Here is a 16,175-nt window from a genome sequence, read left to right as displayed (position 1 = left end):
TGATAGTGGCTGCAGGCGGAGCAGGCCCGGCCTGCTCCGCGAGGGCGTGGCGTTATGGCGACTTCACCGGTGCACGGCAATCGGCCAGGCGCTTGCGCGCCAGCTCCAGGCCCTTCGCATCCTGCGCATGCTGGCGTGCCTCGATGACCAGCTGCCAGTTGCGTTCGCACAGCTCGCCATGATGCGTGCCCTGCTGCCACGACTGGATCGCCAGGTTCTGCGCGTTCAGATAGTCGCCCTTGCCCAGCGCCAGTTCCGCATGCTGCTGCATCTGTTCGGGCCAGCTCGGCGCCGGCGCCGGTGGCGGCGACGGCACAGCCGGCAGCGGCACGGTGGCGGCTGCTGCCGTGGGAACGAGTTCGCCTGACTTGCGCAGCGGGGTCAGCGACTCGAACTTGTTCTGGTAGTCGTCGGTGATCTGCTTGGCATCGGCGCCGCCGCGGATCACTCGCGGCGTGATCAGCACGATCAGCTCGGTGCGGTTGCGGCTGCGATTGGTGCTGCCGAACAACCGGCCCAGCACGGGAATGCGGTTGAGGCCGGGAATGCCGGTGTCGGTGTTGCCTTCGGCCTGCTCGATCAGGCCACCCAGCAGTACGGTCTGGCCGCTCTGCACGGCCACCTGGGTGGCCAGCTTGCGCTGCGAGATCGCCGGATTGCCGTTGACCAGTGGCACCGAACGGTCGGCCTGGCTCACCTCCTGGCTGATGTTCATGTAGACCAGGCCACCGGGATTGATACGCGGCTGCACGTTGAGGATCACGCCGGTGTTGAGGTAGCTGACCTGGCTGTAGGTGCTGGCGTTGCCGATGCCGGTGTTCACGCTGGTCTGGTTGATCGGGATCTGGTTGCCCACCGCAATGCTGGCAGTCTGGTTGTTCATCACCACCATCGACGGCGCCGACAGCGTCTTGGTGTTGCCGCTGGTCTCCATCGCGCGCACGGCGACCTGCAGGTTGCTGTTGAGGAAGGAGTAGAAGAACGGTTCGCCACGAAACGCGTTGCCGCCCTGGCCCAGGCCGATCTGGCGATGGCGGTAGGGCTGGCCCGGCACGAGTACCGAGTTGCCGCTGTCGTCGCTGGTGGTGGTGCTGCCGGTGAGGCCTTCCAGGTACCACTGCACGCCGAACTGGAATTCGCCGGTGAGGTTCACCTCCAGGATGCGCGTCTCGATCTGCACCTGCATCGGCACGTTGTCGAGCTTGCTGATGGCCGATTTGATCTCTTCCCACTGCGAAGGCCGCGCGCGCACCAGCAGCTGGTTGTTGCTGTCGACCGAACTGATCCGCACGCTGCCGTCGCTGGAGCTGTACTGCTGGTCACCGGCGGCGTTGCCACCGGCGGCATTGCCGAAGCTGCTGCTCGAGGTGCTGCCGAAGCCGCCGCTGGTGCCGCTGCCGCCGGCATCGCGAGCGCTGCCCATGTTCAGGCCGCCATTGCTGTCGGTGCCATTGATGCCGCCACCGATGCCGCCGTTGCGCGAGCCATCCGCCGCGTTGCCGAAGCCGCCGGCGGTGCTGCCCATGCTGGTGCCGCTGGCGTTCTCGGCGCTGCCCAGGGTGGCGCCGGTGAGGCCCGGGCCCACCTGGCCGCCGCTGTCGCCGGTGCCGCCGCCACCGGCGCCGTTGGTGTAGATGTTGGCCAGGTAGCGGGCCAGGTCCGAGGCCTTGATGTTGCGCACGTCGTAGACGAACAGCTGGGGCTCGTTGCCACCGCCACGATCGATGCGGGCGATCCAGTCGCCCACTTCGCGCAGGTAGTCGGGCTGGGTGCTGATCACCACCAGCGCGTTGGTGCGCTCGATCGGGATGAAGCGCAGCATGCCGGCCAGCGGGGTGTCGCCGTGCACGCCGAACATGCCGTCCAGCTTGGGCATCAGGTCGCCGACCGTGGCGTACTGCAGGTTGAACACGCCCACCGACATGCCGCGCAGCCAGTCGACGTCGAAGGTGCGCACCATGCTCTGGTAGTTGGCCAGCTCCTGCGGCGTGCCCGACATCACCAGCAGGTTGCGCGCCGGGTCCGCCAGCAGGGTGGCGTCGGGCCGCGCGAACGGCTTGATCAGTTTCTGCATCTCGGTGGCCGAGATGTAGCGCAGCGGGAACAGCCGCGCCTGCAGCCCGCCCTGCGGTGCGGTGGCGCCCAGGCTGGGCACCAGGTTGCCGGCCACCGCATCCTTCTGCGGCATCACCACGTAGCCGCCGTCGCGATGCACCAGGGCATTGCCGGTCCAGCCCAGCAGGGTTTCGAGGATCGGCAGTGCCTGGCCGGCGTCGACCGGCTCGGAGGTGGAGAACGAGATGTTGCCCTGCACGCCGGGCACGATGGTGTAGTTCTGCTTCAGCAGGTCGCCGAGGATCGCCTTGACCACCGCCTGCACCGGCTGGTTCTCGAAGTTGAAGGTCACCGCGCCGCTGCCGCTGGCCGCCGGCCTGGGCGTGGCCAGCGCGTTGGGATGGATGAACTGGCCGCTGCCGTGGCTGATCTCGGGGCTCGCCGTGGCCTCGCTGCCACTGGCCACGCTGGTGTTCAACGGCAGCGGCGCCGGCACCGGGTTCTGCGTGCCGGCCATCGCCTCGCGCTGCAGGGCGCCGTCGTCATGCGGCTGCGGCAGGCTGGCGCAACCGGCCACGCCGACCACGAAGGCGAGCGTGGCGGCGCGCAGGGTTTGCTGGGTGAGCGTGCGGAACATGGATCAACGTACTCCTTCGTTGGCCGCGGCGGCGCGGGCGGCCCGACGTTTCTGGATATTCTGGCGCAGGCGCTCGGCCGGCGATTCGCGCGACGATTCGGGCGTGGCGCGGTTGGGCACCGGCGGCACCGGCGGCGCGGCGCGAGCCGGCGCGGTGCCTTCACCGTTGGCATTCCGGTCGGCGCCGCGCGGCGGGTCGATCGGCGCGCCGGCCGGCAGCTTCAGTTCGGTGCGACCGCCGGAGGCATCGAAGATGGCCGAACGGGCGCGCACCTCGACCAGCTTCACGCTGCCGTCGGGCAGCGATTCGCCTTCGCGCAGGCGCACTTCGCGATCGGCCTGGCGATCGTGCAGCAAGGCCATGCGCAATGCTGGCGTGAGGATCACGCCGGTGAGTTCGAGGTCGCCGAGCTGGCTGCCGCCATCGGCCGCGGAAGCCGTCGGCTTGCGGTCGGGTGCGAACAGCGGCTTCTGCCAGACCAGGGCGAACTGCTGCAGCGGCAACGGCTGCGGCAGGTTGGCGGGATTGCCGGCCGGCGGCAGCGGCGCGCGTGCGCGTGGCTCGTCCCAGTGCACGCCACGACCGACCCCCAGCAGCAGGGCCAGCAGCAGCGCCGCCAGCGCGATGGCGCCGAGCATCAGCCAGGGCGTGAGGCGACGCTGGGCGGCCGCGTTCATGGCGCGTCTCCCGGCGAAGTCGCCGGCGTGCCGGGCGATGCGGGAGTGACCCGCGCCGGCCGCACATAGCCGGACAGGGTGAACTGCACTTCCAGCGGCACGGCACCCCCCTGCTGCGCGGCCACCGGATTGCGATAGATGCTGAGGTCGTCGATGAACAAATACGGCGTGCCCTGCTCCAGCGCCTGCATCACCGCGGCCAGCGGCTCGATGTCGCAACTCAGGCTGATGCTCACCGCCGCCTTGCGATACGGTTCTCCGGCGGCCGGCGCGGGGCTGGGCAGCGGCATCTTCTGGCTCACCGTGCACGATCCGCTGCCGGCATGCGCCGCGACCACGTCGACCACGCGCTGCATCAGGTCCGCCGAAGCGGTGTTGGGATCATCCGCCGACAGGAACGCGCTGCTGGCCGCCTGGCCGGCGCCGAGCGCGGCGATCCGCTGCAGCAACGCGGGCTTCTCGGCGATCGCGGCGGCGTAGCGGCTCTGCGTGTCGCGCAGGTCGGCCATCTCGCCGCGGATCTGCTGCAGTGGCGCCACGAACCACCAGTGCAGCAACACGAAATAGGCCAGCAGCAGCGCGAGCAGCAGCAGAAGCACCGCCGCGATGCGGCTGTCACGCCGGTTCATCGCCGCCAGCTTCATGGCGTGCCCCCGGCGCTCGCGGCATTCGGCGCGGGCTTCGGCTGATTGACCCGGGCGGTGAGGTAGAAGCGCTCCTTGCCGGTGGTGGGATCGGGCTGGATGCTGCCCTGAAAACTGGCGTCGGTGATCAGGCGCGAATCCTTCAAGGTGTCGAGCAGTTTCGCGGCCTGCTGGCTCTGCCCCTGGAAGCCGATCTGGCCGGTGTTGTCCACGCTGAGGCGTTCCAGCCACGCGCTGTCGGGCAGGCGCGCGGTGGCGTCTTCGAGCACGCTGAGCATCGCCACGCTGTGCTTCTTGCGCTGGGCCAGGAAGCCGGCGGCGCCGGCGTTGTCCTGCAGTTGCTGGCGCAGCGCGGCCACCTGCTGCGCTTCGCCGCGCATGCCTTCGACATCCGTGCGCATCTGCTCCAGCGCCAGCTGCCGGTTGTGCAGCCATTCGCCCAGCATGCAGGCCAGCAACACCACCACGGCCGCGGCCAGCAGCAGGTTGAGCCGGCGCCGCGGATGCGCGTGGCACGGCACCTGCGCCGCCGGCAATAGGTTCACGCCGAGACGGCCATGGCCATCGGCCACGTCCACCGCGTCCACACTGATCGACTGTGCCTGCAGGCGCGCCAGCACGGGATCGAGGACGTCGCGGGTGACCACCACCAGTTCCGCGTTGAAGCGCCCGGGCGGCGCCGCCGTCGCCAGCTCGCGCACGGCGTGGTGCACCTGGGCCAGGTTGAACGGGGTCTGCCGGTCCATCTCGAAACCGGCCACCTGCATCAGGTTGTCGCGTGCCGCCAGCGGCAGGCTCAGCGTGCGCCGCAGCACCAGGGCGGACGGCAGCAACAGGGCCAAGCGCAGATCCTCGCGATCGACGCGTTGCAGTGCATCGCGCAACGCCGCCGGGGGCTTGCCCGCGCCGTCGATGCCCGGCTCCGTTTCGTCCCAGCTCGACAGCAGCCCGGCGCGACCGTTGCGGCGCAGATCCCAGCGCGCGCCGGCGCACTGCAGCAGGTACCAGTCCGCGCCGCTGCCGAAGGCGCCGCGCCAGCGCGGCGGCAGCAGCGCGCGCAGCTCGCCACCCCACCAGTGCAGGAAACCCGGCAACGGCGAGGCACGCCAGCTGCGGCGTACGACATCGACCAGCGGCCGCAGTGACTGCGTTGCCGAACTCATTCCGCCTCCCCTTCCTGCCAGCGCAAGACGGCATACGGTTGCGCCTGCCCCGCCTGCAGGCGAATCGTGGCGCGCAGGACCGCGCGCGTGCCGTCGGCCAGCGTAGCCTCGGACCGGATACTATGCGTTGTTCCGCTGCCCAGAACCAGCTGCGGGTCCTTCGCGTTCTGCTGCCGTGCAGCCTCGAGCTGCTGGCGCTGTTCCGGCGTCATTCCCGGGATCGCCGCCAGCGCCAGCGGCGGCGCGGTATTCGGATCGGGGCTGGAACTGCCGGACCAGATCGTCAGCGCCGGCGCCAGCAGCCGGTACAGCGAGGGCGTGACGCCCAGCACCATCTGCAACTCCTCGACGCTGGCGAACGGGCCGTGGCGCGGACCGTAGTTTCTCCCGGCCGCCAGGTAGCCGGCCCGGGCGCTGGCGTCATCGCCCTCCACCGCCGGCAGGCTGCGCCAGTCGACCACCTGATCGACCAGCGCCTGTGCCGGCGCAGGCTTCAAACCGGCCGCCTGGAACAGCGCCAGCAGTACCTCGGGCGAGGCCGCGTTGAGATCGACCTTGCCGCCTTCGTCGATCGCGCGCACGGTGATCGTCGCGTTGTCGTAGTGGAAGGTGTAGACCCGGCCATCGGCCATCCAGCGCTGCTTCGCCTGCGGGTCCTGCAGGGCATAGGCCGCGCGCATCAGGCCGGCCTCGGCCGCGTAATGCGCCTGGGTCTGGGCAAACTGGTAGCGCGCCTGCAGGCCCTCGGTGCGCGCCAGCGCGGCATAACCGCCGAGCAGGATCGCCAGCAGGGTGCACGCCCACAACACCAGCAGCAGCGCGACGCCGCGCTGACGCCCGTGCAGGTGTGGCGCCGCCCGCCTCATCGCAGGCTCCCGCCGCGCAGGCCCATGCGCACCAGTCCGGCCGGCGAGGCGTTCACCCGCAGCGGCACCTCGAGCTGCGGCCACTCGACGGTGCCGTTCACCTGCAGCTCGACCCGCACCAGTTGCGGCAGCACGCGGCCGTCGGCCCAGGTCGGCGACCACGCCACCGCGGCACCTTTCGAATCGACGCCGCGATAGCTGAAGCTGCCGCTGCTGACGTGGTCGACCAGCACCTGCGGATCGCCCAGCGCCTGCGGCGGCTGGCCATCGGGCGGCAGCAAGGCCAGGCTGAGTTCCAGCCGCTGGCCGCCATGGTCGTCGTCGACCAGGCGCAGCTGCTGCAGTTGCGGGCCGAGCTTGCCCAGGTAACCGGGCAGCGGCGCCACGTAGCGCATCTCCCGGGCACTGCCGACGAAGTAGACCGGTTCGCCATGATCGGTGCGATCGATCGGCTGGGCCAGGCTCTGCGCCAGTTCACGGCGCAGGAACTGCTGGGCCGAGCGCACCTGGTCCAGCCGCTCGATCGCCGCCGTGCCGGAGCGCACGCTGTGCGTGGCGGTGCGGATGCCCGAATACACGCCGACCAGCAACAAGGCCAGCAGCACCAGCGAGGCGAGCACTTCCAGCAGGGTGAAACCGGCCTGCCGTTTCATGGTCCGGCCTGCGCCTGGCCCGAGGCCAGTGGAGCACCCAGCCGCAGGGTGCGGAAGTGGGCCGCCCGCGGATGGGCCTGCGGCCCCCACGAGACGGTGAGGTCGAGCTGGTACAGCTGCAGCGGCGCGCCCGGCACCGCGGGGCCGCCCGTATTCCACGGCCGCACGTCGAGCTGCCAGCGGTACTGCGTATCGAAGCGGCCGGAACGATTGCCCGGCTTCACCGCCTCGCCCACGAAGGCACTGTCCAGCAGGCTGCGCGCGCGCATCGCCGCCTGGCTGTATTCCGCCGCGTTGTGGGTCAGGCCGATCGACGCGCCAGCCACCTTCATCAAGGCGGTGAACGCGATCGCCAGCAGCATGATCGCGGCGATCACTTCCAGCAGGCTGAAGCCGCGTTGACGCCGGGAGTGGGGAATAGGAAATGAGGAATGGCAAAGGCGGGCAGCCGGCGCTGACGCGCCTGGCCGATTCCCGAATCCCGATTCCCGATTCCCGAATTTCATCGGGAAGCCACCGCGTCGACCACCCGCACTTCGCCGGTCAGCCACGACACGTTGACGTGCCACTCGCGGTGGCCGCTGTGCAAGGTGATGCGGCCACCGGTGGAGCTGCCGTCGGGGAAGAAGCGGATGCGTCCGGTGTGGTCGTTCGGCTGGTCTTCCTTCGCACTGGTGATGCTGATGTGCATGCCGACGGGCAGTTGCACGTCGTGCCGCTTCGCATCGTCGTAGCTGTTCGCCCGGGTATCGACGTCGAAGTGCTGCTCCTGCCCGCGCACGATCGCCTGCGCCCGGGTCGCGCGCAGCGCGCCGGCCAGTTCGCCGCTGGCCGCGCGCACCCGCGCACTGGCCAGGCCCTGCGTCACCGACACCGACACCGCCGCCACCGCGATCCCGATCAGCAGGATCACCGCCAGCATTTCGAGCAGGGTGAAGCCCCCGCTCTTATGAAACAAAGCGCTTCTTGCCTTCGCCTCCTCCCCCGCTCCGCGGGGGAGGATTGAGGAGGGGGCAGCGCACCCCGCGCGCGGGGAACGGGAAACAGGGAACAGGGAATGGGCAGAGCAGGCAAGCGTGTGAGCGCACGCTTTTCCGAATCCCGATTCCCTATTTCCCATTCCCGGCGTCATTGCCAGTTGCCCACGTCCTTGCTGTAGCCGTCGCCGCCGGGCTTGCCATCCTGGCCGTAGAAGATCAGGTCGAAGCTGCCGTTCTGGCCCGGATACTGGTAGCCGAAGGCATGGCCCCACGGGTCTTTCAGTTCGGAGGCCTTGGCATAGGGACCCTGCCAGTTCGCCGCGTTCGGTGGCCGGGTCACCAGGCCGTCGAGCTGCTGCGGCGGAGTGCCGTTGTCCAGCGCGTAGTTCTCGATCTTCTGGCTCAGCGTCATCAGCTGCGACTTGCCGGCGCCGTACTTGCCCTTGTCGACGTTCTTGCCGACCTGGGTCACCACCACCGCGCCGATGATGCCGATCAGCACGATCACCGCGAGCATTTCGAGCAGGGTGAAGCCCCCGCTCTTATGAAACAAGGCGCTTCTTGCCTTCGTCTCCTCCCCCGCTCCGCGGGGGAGGATTGAGGAGGGGGCAACGCCACGCGCGCGCCCGTGAATGGGGAATGGGGAATGGGGAATGGGGCAAGTAAATGCCGCGGCCTTGCGGGCTCCTACCATTCCCCATTCCCCATTCCCGATTCCCTGCCCCACGAATTCCAAAAGCTTCACCATCACCTTGCTCCTCGGTTACTGAATATTGCTGGTCAGACTCAACAGCGGCAGCAGGATCGCGGCCATGATGATCGCCACCAGCACGGTCATCACGATGGTCAGTGCCGGCACCAGTGCGGCCAGCAAACGATCGATCGCGCGCCGGGACTCAAGTTCAAACGTGTCGGCGACTTTCAGCAGCATGGTGTCGAGCTGGCCGGCTTCCTCGCCGACCTGCACCATCTGCATCGCCAGTCGGGGAAACAGCTTCGACTGGCCCAGCGCCAGGCTCAGGCCCGCGCCGCCCTTGACTTGTTCCTGCGCCGCGGCCAGCGCCGCGTCGAGCGCGCGGTTGCCGGTGACCTGGCGCGCGATGCTCAGCGCGTTCAGCAGCGGCACGCCGTTCTTCAGCAAGGTGCCCAGGGTGCGGGCGATCCGCGCCGTCTCCACCTTCAGCAGCAGCGGCCCGACCAGGCGCATGTGCAGCAGGCGGGCATGCCAGGCCTGCCGCGCCGCGGGATCGCGCAGGTGCGCGCGCCAGCCGAACAGGCCGCCGCCGAGCAGCAGCAGGATCAGCCACCACCAGGCCTGCAGCGTGTTGCCCACGGTCAGCACGGCCTGGGTGATCCACGGAATCGGTACCTGCATGTCCTCGAAGATCGGCACGAACTGCGGCACCACGTAGGCCAGCAGCAGCACCAGCGAACCGAGCACGCCGACCAGCAGGAAGGCCGGGTAGATCAGCGCATTGACGATGCTGCCGCGCATCGCCTGGGCGCGCTCGAGGTAGTCGGCCAGCCGGCGCAGGGTTTCCTCCAGCGAGCCGCCCGCTTCGCCGGCGCGAACCAGGCTCACGTAGAGCTTGGGAAACACGCCGTGTTCCTCGTCGAGCGCGGAGGACAGCGTATTGCCGCCCCGCACGCGATCACGCACGCGTTCGATCAGCTTCTTCGCATGCTCGCCCTCGGGCAGGTCGAGCAGGATGCCCAGCGCGCGATCCAGCGGCTGGCCGGCGCCCAGCAGGGTCGCCAGCTGATGGGTGAACTGGGCCAGCTGGTCGCCGTTGAACGGCCCGCGCTTGAACAGCGCGGCAAACCCGCTGCCACCGCCCGCACCATCGGCCGGCAGCGCTTCCAGCGGCGTATGGCCCTGGTCCTGCAACCGGCCGATCACTTCCTCGACGCTGGCCGCTTCCATCTGCCCCTGCAGCGTCTCGCCGGCGTCGTTGACCGCCTTGTAACGGAACTGCGCCACCTCAGCCTTCCTGCGTCACGCGCAGGACCTCTTCCAGCGTGGTGATGCCGGCCACGGCCTTGGCGATGCCGTCCTCGTACATCGTGCGCATGCCTTCGGCGCGGGCCTGCTTTTCGATGTCCCCTTCGTTCGCGCGCTGCATCACCAGCCGGCGCAGCGGGTCGCTCATGGTGAGGAACTCCATGATCGCGCGGCGGCCGCGGTAGCCACTGGGATTCGCCGCGCTGGTGCCGGGCTTCCACAGGCGGATCGGGCGTTCGTCGGTGTACTTCTCCAGCTCGAACTGTTCGATCACCTCGGGCAACGCCTCGTAGGCAATCGCGGTTTCCGGATCGAGCCGGCGCACCAGCCGCTGCGCCAGGATGCCGTTGATGGTGGAGCCGAGCAGGTAATCCTCCACGCCCATGTCGAGCAGGCGGGTGACGCCGCCGGCCGCGCTGTTGGTGTGCAGCGTGGACAGCACCAGGTGGCCGGTGAGCGCGGACTGGATCGCGATGCGGCAGGTCTCCAGGTCGCGCATTTCGCCGATCATGATCACGTCCGGGTCCTGGCGCATGATCGAGCGCAGGGCGCCGGAGAAATCCAGCCCGATCTGCGGCTTCACCTGGATCTGGTTGATGCCTTCGAGCTGGTATTCGACCGGGTCTTCGACGGTGATGATCTTCACGTCGTTGGTGTTGATCTGGCTCAGCGCGGTGTACAGCGTGGTGGTCTTGCCCGAACCGGTGGGGCCGGTGACCAGCAGGATGCCATGCGGCTTGTTCAGCACCTCGACGAAGCGCTGCTTGAAACTGTCGGTGAAGCCCAGCGATTCGAAATCGAACACCACCGATTCGCGGTCCAGGATGCGCATCACCACCGATTCGCCGAAGCTGGTCGGCACGGTGGACACGCGCAGGTCCAGCTCCTTGCCCTGCACGCGCAACTGGATGCGGCCGTCCTGCGGCAGGCGGCGCTCGGCGATGTTGAGCCGCGCCATGATCTTCACGCGCGAGATCACCGCGGCGGTCGACGACGACGGCGGCGCTTCCACTTCGTGCAATACGCCATCGATGCGGTAACGCACCTTCAGCCGGTTTTCGAACGGTTCGATATGGACGTCCGAAGCGCGCTGCTCCACCGCGCGCTGAAGAATGAGATTGACCAGCCGGATGACCGGAGCCTCGGAGGCGAGGTCGCGCAGGTGCTCGACGTCGTCCTCCTCGGCGGCGCTGCCGTCGAGGTTCTCCACGATGGTGCCCATCGCCGAACGGCCGGAGCCGTAGTAGCGCTCGATCAGGCCATCGATTTCCGAACGCAGGCCCACCCGCAATGCCACCGGGCGCCCGGCGGCCAGCTGCACCGCCTGCAAGGGATACGGATCGGCCGGATCGGCGACGATCAACGCCAGCCCGTGTGCTTCGTCCTGCACCGGCACCACGTGCTGCTGCTTGAGGAAACGCAGCGACACGTCGAGATCGGCCGGCGGCAGTTCCGGCGCATCGCGCGCGGACAGCAGCGGCACCTGCAGCAGTTCGGCCCAGCCCTCGGCCAGGTCGCGCTCGGACACCAGGCCAAGACGCGCCATCAGCGTGGTCAGCGTGCCCTCGGTCGACTCCTCGTGCAGCCGGCGCGCGCGCACCAGATCGCCTTCCTTCAGGCGACCACGCGCCACCAGCCACGCGCAGACTTCCGCCTCGCGATCCTCCACGGCCATGCCCGCCCCGCCGACCGCCGGCTCAATCACTGCCGACATCCTCCACCCCGCTTGAGTGCACGCGAAACCGTCGACGCCCCAGGGCGAAAACGGCAAACGTCATAGGTATCACATCCGGCCGGGCGCACGCGAATGGCCCGGGATTCGGCCCGCACGCCGTTCATCTCGGGCGCGGCCCTCCATTGTGCCGAGTTCACCGGCGCAATGGCGGCATCGCGCCTAGGAAAAATTCCTGTTCGGCGCTGTTTCGGTTGCCAGGCCGACAAGTTCCTTCGAAACTGCCGAAGCCGTCGCAAAGTCATCGCCCCGCGCCGGGGTATGACTGACCTGTCATTGCGCCGTCACGGACAGTGGTCAGGTTCCGGGAGGGGGAATCCGCCATCACATCGAGGGGAATCACGTCATGATGCCTATGCGTCGCGCCGCGGGAATGGCGCTGTGTCTGTTTGCCGCGGCGCTACCCGCGCTGGCCGCGGATCTCACGATCAGCAATTTCCGCGTACGCGGACCGTCCGGCGGCAACGACGAATTCGTCGAACTGCACAACGGTTCGCCCAGTGCGCTCGACGTGGGCGGCTACACCCTGCTCGGCTCGAACGACAGCGGCACCACCGGCACGCGTGCCACGCTGCCATCGGGCACGTCGATCGCGCCGGGCTGCTACCTGTTGCTGACCAACGGCGCCAGCAGCGGCTATTCCGGCAGCGTGGGCGGCGACGTGATCTACAAGACCGGCATCACCGACACCGGCGGCCTGGCGATCGCCGATGCCGGTGGCACGGTGCTGGACCAGGTCGGCCTCAGCGGTGGCTCGGCCTATGGCGAAGGCACGCGGCTGGCCTCGCTGGGCTCGACCAATGCCGACCGCTCGTATGCCCGCATCAGCAACGCGGCCGGGCTGGTGCAGGACACCGGCGACAACGCGGCGGACTTCAGCCTGCAGTCGCCCTCGGTGCCGCACAACGCCGGCAGCAGCTGTTCGGACCTCGGCCTTGGCGTGTCGGTGGCCGATGCGGTGATCAACGAAGGCGACAGCGGCACCACCGCGCTCGACTTCAGCCTCACCCTGAGCAAGCCGGCACCGTCGCCGGTGCAGGTGCGCTTCCGCACGGCCGATGGCGCCGCCACCGTGGCCGATGGCGACTACGACGCGGTGGACCAGGTGGTGACCTTCGCCGCCGGTGACACGGTGCAGAAGGTCACCGTCACCGTGCACGGCGACACGAAGATCGAACCCGACGAGGATTTCGCGGTGCAGCTGAGCGAGCCGTCCAGCGGCCTCGCGATTGCCCGCGGCGAGGCGATCGGCGGCATCCTCAACGACGATGCGGCCCAGGTCGAGATCTTCCAGATCCAGGGCAACGGTGACAGCTCGCCGTTCACCGGCCAGCCGGTGATCACCCGCAACAACATCGTCACCAGCGTCGGCCCGGCCGGCTTCACCATGCAGACGCCGGATCGCCGCGACGACCACGTCCGGCTGACCTCGAACGGCGTGTACGTGTTCACCGGCAGCGCACCGACAGTGAAAGTCGGCGACGCGGTGGACGTGCGTGCCCGCGTGGCCGGGTACTACGGGCTGACCGAACTGACCGGCGCCAGCATCAGCGTGCTCAGCTCGGGCAACCGGCTGCCACAGCCGGTGCTGTTCGGTCGCAACCTGCCGTCGACCGATCCGGCGAACCTGTCCTGCGGCACGACCAATTTCGAATGCTTCGAGGGCATGCGCATCCTGATCGTCAACGGCATCGTCGATCGCGGCAACCAGCGCTACGGCAACGATCCCTTCGCCGAGGTCTTCGTCAGTGCCGGCGGCAGCCGTTCGCTGCGTTCGCAGGGCGTCACTTTCGGCCTGCCGGCCTCGGACATCCACTCCGGCGTGTGGGACGGCAACCCGGAAGTCTTCGAGATGGACGCCGATGCCCTCGGCGCGGTGCCGACCGGCACCGGGATCAACGGCGGCGCGCGGTTCATCGCCGAAGGCGTGATGAGCTACAGCTTCGGCGACTACGACTTCCAGCCGACCATGCTGCACATCCTCGATGCCAACACGATGCCGCGCCCCGTGCATGATCAGCGGGGCCCGGATGGCCTGCGCGTGGGCAACCTCAACATGCTGCGGCTGTGCGACACCGATGGCGACAACAGCACCTACGAGTGCGGCGATGAAGGCACGCCGACGGCGGACGAATTGCAACTCAAGCTGCAGCGCCTGTCCGCCTACATCGGCGGCGTGCTGAAACTGCCCGACGTGCTGGGCGCCGAGGAGGTGGAAAACCTGCCCGTGCTCGAACAGCTGGCCGCGCAACTGAACAGCGACTACGGCGTGCACTACTCCGCGCACCTGGTCGACGGCCACGATCCCAGCGGCATCGACGTGGGCTTCCTGGTGCAGGACGACCGGGTGCAGATCGCCAGCGTGAGCCAGCTTGGCTACGACGCGACCTGGGTGGACCCTGGCACCGGCCAGTCGGCCTATCTGCACGACCGTCCGCCGTTGCTGCTCGAAGGCACCAAACTGGGCAAGGGCAGCTTCTCGTTCCGCCTGATGGTGGTGCACCCGAAGTCGCTGATCGGCGTCGATGGCGGGGCGGATGCCACGCGCAACCGCCTCAAGCGCTTCAACGGCGCGGTGGACATCGCCCAGCGCGTGCAGGCGCTGCAGACCGACGCGAAGTCCGCTTTCGAACCGCTGGTGGTGCTGGGCGACTTCAACGCCTACCCGTTCACCGACGGCTGGACCGACGTGGTCGGCGCGATCGCCGGCACCTACGACGACAGCGCCAACCTGCTCGATCTCGGCGGCAACATCGTGAAGCCGGCCTTGTGGAACGCGGTGCAGTCGGTGGCCCCCAACGACCGTTACTCGTTCCTGTTCACCCAGCAGCTTGGCGAGATCCAGGGCTACCAGAGCACCGGCTCGTTCGACTCCGGCCGCGACGTTCCGGTGGCCCAGGTGCTCGACCAGGCGTTGCTTGATCGCCTCGCCCAGCGCTGCTTCCGCGGTTTCGAATACGGCCGCGGCAATCTCGATGCTCCCGACCAGACCCAGGATGACGCGGCAGGCGAAACCGGCCTGCGCAAGGCCATCGGGGTTTCCGACCACGACGGCTTCGTGCTCGACCTGGCCTGCCCCGGGCTGGGGCACGGGCACCACTGAGGCTTCATCACGTCACGGCAGAAAGGCCCGCCTCGGCGGGCCTTTCCTTTTTCGCCTCCGAAGCGACCTCCTTCATGGCGACGTGCGCATGGCGGCGCGGAAGCGTGACCGCTGCCTCGCGCGACGGCGGTGGGCCTCGACCACAAAAAAACCGGCGCCACGTGGGCGCCGGTTCCTGTCGTGCATGTCCGGGCCCGTATCGCGGGGCCCGGCGGCCTGATTTACCAGCCGATACCCACGCCCACGCCACCGGAGGTCTCATTGCCGGTTACCGCGGCACCGAAGGTCAGGTTGGCCTTCGGCGACAACTGCCGCGAGTAGCCCACCGCCAGCGCTGCGCGGTTGCCGTAGCCACCCATGCCCACGCCCACCCGGTTCGGCGTGTTGATGCCCTGGGTGCTGAACGCCATCTGCGCCATCGCCGCGCCCATCGCGCCAACCTGGTTCACGCGCTTGTCCATGGCGCGGAACCGGTTGTTGGTGTCGTTGCGCAGCGAGTTCACGTCCGCCGTGCTGGCGATGTTGGCGAACTTCTGGTCGGTGTAAGCATTGGCGCTCTGCAGGGTCTGCTGGGCGTTGGCGTCGCTGTAGTCCTTCGCGCTAACCAGGGCTTGCTGCACCTGCCCGTAGTTCGCCGCGTCGGTGGCCTGGGTACCGGCCGCCACGTTGGTGATCTGGCGGTTGTTTGCCGCCGTGCCCACCGACACCGTGTTGGCGCGATCAGCCAGCGAACCCTGGCCCAAGGCCACCGCACCGGCCGCCGTGGCCGAACTGCCCTGGCCGATCGCCGTGCCCGACGCCGCGCTCACCGATGCGCCTTCGCCCACCGCCACCGCATTGGTCGCCGTCGCCGCGATGGTGGTGTTGGCACCCACCGCGGTGCTGCCATCGGCATTCACCTTCGCATTGCCGCCGATGGCGGTGTCGTTCGGGCCCGCCGCGTAGCTGTCGCCGCCGATCGCCGTGCCATGGTCACCGCCCACTTCGGCATTCGAGCCGATCGCCACGCCACGCGAGCCGGCCAGCACCGAGGCGTCGTCGCTGCCATCGCCCACGGTGTCGATGCCGATCGCGCCCAGCTCCGCCGTGCTCTGCTGCAGGTCGCCGAGCTGTCCCTCGATCGTGTCGACCCGGCCATCCAGTGAACTGATGGCGGCGGTGTTCGTGGCGATGTCGGCCGTATTGGTCGCGATGTCCGCGGTGTTGGTCGCGATGGCGGCGGTATTCGTGGCAATCGCCGCCGTGTTGGCGCTCACGTCCGAGCCCGTCTGCGTCACCTGCGTCTGCAACGCTTCCAGCTGGCCCAGGTTCACCGCATCCGTGGCCTCGGTGCCGTCAGCCACGTTGGTGATCTGGCGCTCGGAGCCGGCGCTGCCCACGGAGACCGTGTTGGCCCGGTCTGCCAGCGATTGCGCACCCAGCGCCACCGAGTTGTCCGCCGCCGCCTGCACCCAGGCGCCGGCACCCAGGGCCGTGCCGTTGATCGCATCGGCACCCGACAACCAGCCGAACGCCGCCGCGTTGTCGGCCGTGGCGTAGGCGCCCGCGCCGATCGCCGTGGTGCCCGCACCCGAGGCTTCGGTGATGAAATTGCCACCAGCCGCGCTGCCACCCAGCGCCACGCTTTCGTCACCGCTGGCGCTGCTGCTTTCGCCCACGGCG

13 protein-coding genes are annotated in these 16,175 nt (G+C 68.8%); 1 reads left to right on the top strand and 12 read right to left on the bottom strand.

Annotation, left to right across the window (positions count from 1 at the left end):
- Positions 1-52 precede the first annotated feature (52 nt).
- From gspD to gspE, 11 genes are all read right to left on the bottom strand, one after another.
- A complete protein-coding gene (gene gspD, locus ASD82_RS02725) occupies positions 53-2,692 on the bottom strand; it encodes a type II secretion system secretin GspD (RefSeq protein ID WP_056715039.1) in 2,640 nt (879 codons plus the stop codon).
- 3 nt (positions 2,693-2,695) lie between these two features.
- Positions 2,696-3,370, bottom strand: a complete 675-nt coding sequence (locus tag ASD82_RS02720) for a general secretion pathway protein GspN (protein WP_056715037.1) — start codon at positions 3,368-3,370, stop codon at positions 2,696-2,698.
- Positions 3,367-4,014: a type II secretion system protein GspM gene (gene gspM / locus ASD82_RS02715; protein ID WP_056715034.1), complete on the bottom strand. Its 648-nt coding sequence runs from the start codon at positions 4,012-4,014 to the stop codon at positions 3,367-3,369. The genes ASD82_RS02720 and gspM overlap by 4 nt, the downstream gene beginning before the upstream one ends.
- Entirely contained in the window at positions 4,011-5,177 is a 1,167-nt protein-coding gene (locus ASD82_RS02710) for a PilN domain-containing protein (RefSeq protein ID WP_056715030.1), read from the bottom strand. The genes gspM and ASD82_RS02710 overlap by 4 nt, the downstream gene beginning before the upstream one ends.
- Complete coding sequence (locus ASD82_RS02705) at positions 5,174-6,043, bottom strand: type II secretion system protein GspK (RefSeq protein WP_056715027.1); 870 nt, start codon at positions 6,041-6,043, stop codon at positions 5,174-5,176. Before ASD82_RS02705 ends, ASD82_RS02710 begins: the two co-directional genes overlap by 4 nt.
- Entirely contained in the window at positions 6,040-6,696 is a 657-nt protein-coding gene (locus tag ASD82_RS02700; protein WP_056715024.1) for a prepilin-type N-terminal cleavage/methylation domain-containing protein, read from the bottom strand. Before ASD82_RS02700 ends, ASD82_RS02705 begins: the two co-directional genes overlap by 4 nt.
- Positions 6,693-7,115 carry a prepilin-type N-terminal cleavage/methylation domain-containing protein gene (locus tag ASD82_RS02695; RefSeq protein WP_157599163.1) on the bottom strand — a complete coding sequence of 141 codons (423 nt, stop codon included), beginning with the start codon at positions 7,113-7,115 and terminating at the stop codon, positions 6,693-6,695. Before ASD82_RS02695 ends, ASD82_RS02700 begins: the two co-directional genes overlap by 4 nt.
- Positions 7,116-7,198: 83 nt before the next feature.
- Positions 7,199-7,654, bottom strand: coding sequence for a GspH/FimT family pseudopilin (locus tag ASD82_RS02690; protein WP_082542839.1), 456 nt, complete (start codon positions 7,652-7,654; stop codon positions 7,199-7,201).
- A gap of 170 nt (positions 7,655-7,824) precedes the next feature.
- Positions 7,825-8,229 (bottom strand): type II secretion system major pseudopilin GspG, encoded by a 405-nt coding sequence (gene gspG / locus ASD82_RS02685; RefSeq protein ID WP_157581975.1) that lies wholly within the window; start codon positions 8,227-8,229, stop codon positions 7,825-7,827.
- A 210-nt stretch (positions 8,230-8,439) separates the two neighbouring features.
- The gene (gspF, locus tag ASD82_RS02680) at positions 8,440-9,657 is read right to left on the bottom strand and encodes a type II secretion system inner membrane protein GspF (RefSeq protein ID WP_056715018.1); all 1,218 of its coding nucleotides are present in this window, start codon (positions 9,655-9,657) and stop codon (positions 8,440-8,442) included.
- Between the two features lies 1 nt (position 9,658).
- Positions 9,659-11,392: a type II secretion system ATPase GspE gene (gspE, locus tag ASD82_RS02675; protein ID WP_056715015.1), complete on the bottom strand. Its 1,734-nt coding sequence runs from the start codon at positions 11,390-11,392 to the stop codon at positions 9,659-9,661.
- A gap of 364 nt (positions 11,393-11,756) precedes the next feature.
- Here gspE and ASD82_RS02670 point away from each other — a divergent pair, with 364 nt between their 5' ends.
- Entirely contained in the window at positions 11,757-14,513 is a 2,757-nt protein-coding gene (locus tag ASD82_RS02670) for a lamin tail domain-containing protein (protein WP_235580617.1), read from the top strand.
- Positions 14,514-14,734: 221 nt separating this feature from the next.
- Here ASD82_RS02670 and ASD82_RS02665 read toward each other — a convergent pair.
- Positions 14,735-16,175, bottom strand: a 1,441-nt coding sequence (locus ASD82_RS02665) for a YadA-like family protein (protein WP_200950206.1), incomplete at its 5' end; no start/stop codon positions are given.

This window comes from Rhodanobacter sp. Root179 (assembly GCF_001428465.1).
In the GTDB taxonomy this organism is placed as follows: Bacteria; Pseudomonadota; Gammaproteobacteria; order Xanthomonadales; family Rhodanobacteraceae; genus Rhodanobacter.
Note: the sequence above shows the minus strand (reverse complement) of the source record. Positions and strands in the feature narration are given on the sequence as shown.

Coding starts and splice junctions, on each gene's coding strand:
- ASD82_RS02670 (WP_235580617.1), top strand. CDS start 11,757: ATGATGCCTATGCGTCGCGCCGCGGGAATGGCGCTGTGTCTGTTTGCC.
- gspE (WP_056715015.1), bottom strand. CDS start 11,392: ATGTCGGCAGTGATTGAGCCGGCGGTCGGCGGGGCGGGCATGGCCGTG.
- ASD82_RS02705 (WP_056715027.1), bottom strand. CDS start 6,043: ATGAGGCGGGCGGCGCCACACCTGCACGGGCGTCAGCGCGGCGTCGCG.
- ASD82_RS02700 (WP_056715024.1), bottom strand. CDS start 6,696: ATGAAACGGCAGGCCGGTTTCACCCTGCTGGAAGTGCTCGCCTCGCTG.
- ASD82_RS02720 (WP_056715037.1), bottom strand. CDS start 3,370: ATGAACGCGGCCGCCCAGCGTCGCCTCACGCCCTGGCTGATGCTCGGC.
- ASD82_RS02710 (WP_056715030.1), bottom strand. CDS start 5,177: ATGAGTTCGGCAACGCAGTCACTGCGGCCGCTGGTCGATGTCGTACGC.
- gspM (WP_056715034.1), bottom strand. CDS start 4,014: ATGAAGCTGGCGGCGATGAACCGGCGTGACAGCCGCATCGCGGCGGTG.
- gspD (WP_056715039.1), bottom strand. CDS start 2,692: ATGTTCCGCACGCTCACCCAGCAAACCCTGCGCGCCGCCACGCTCGCC.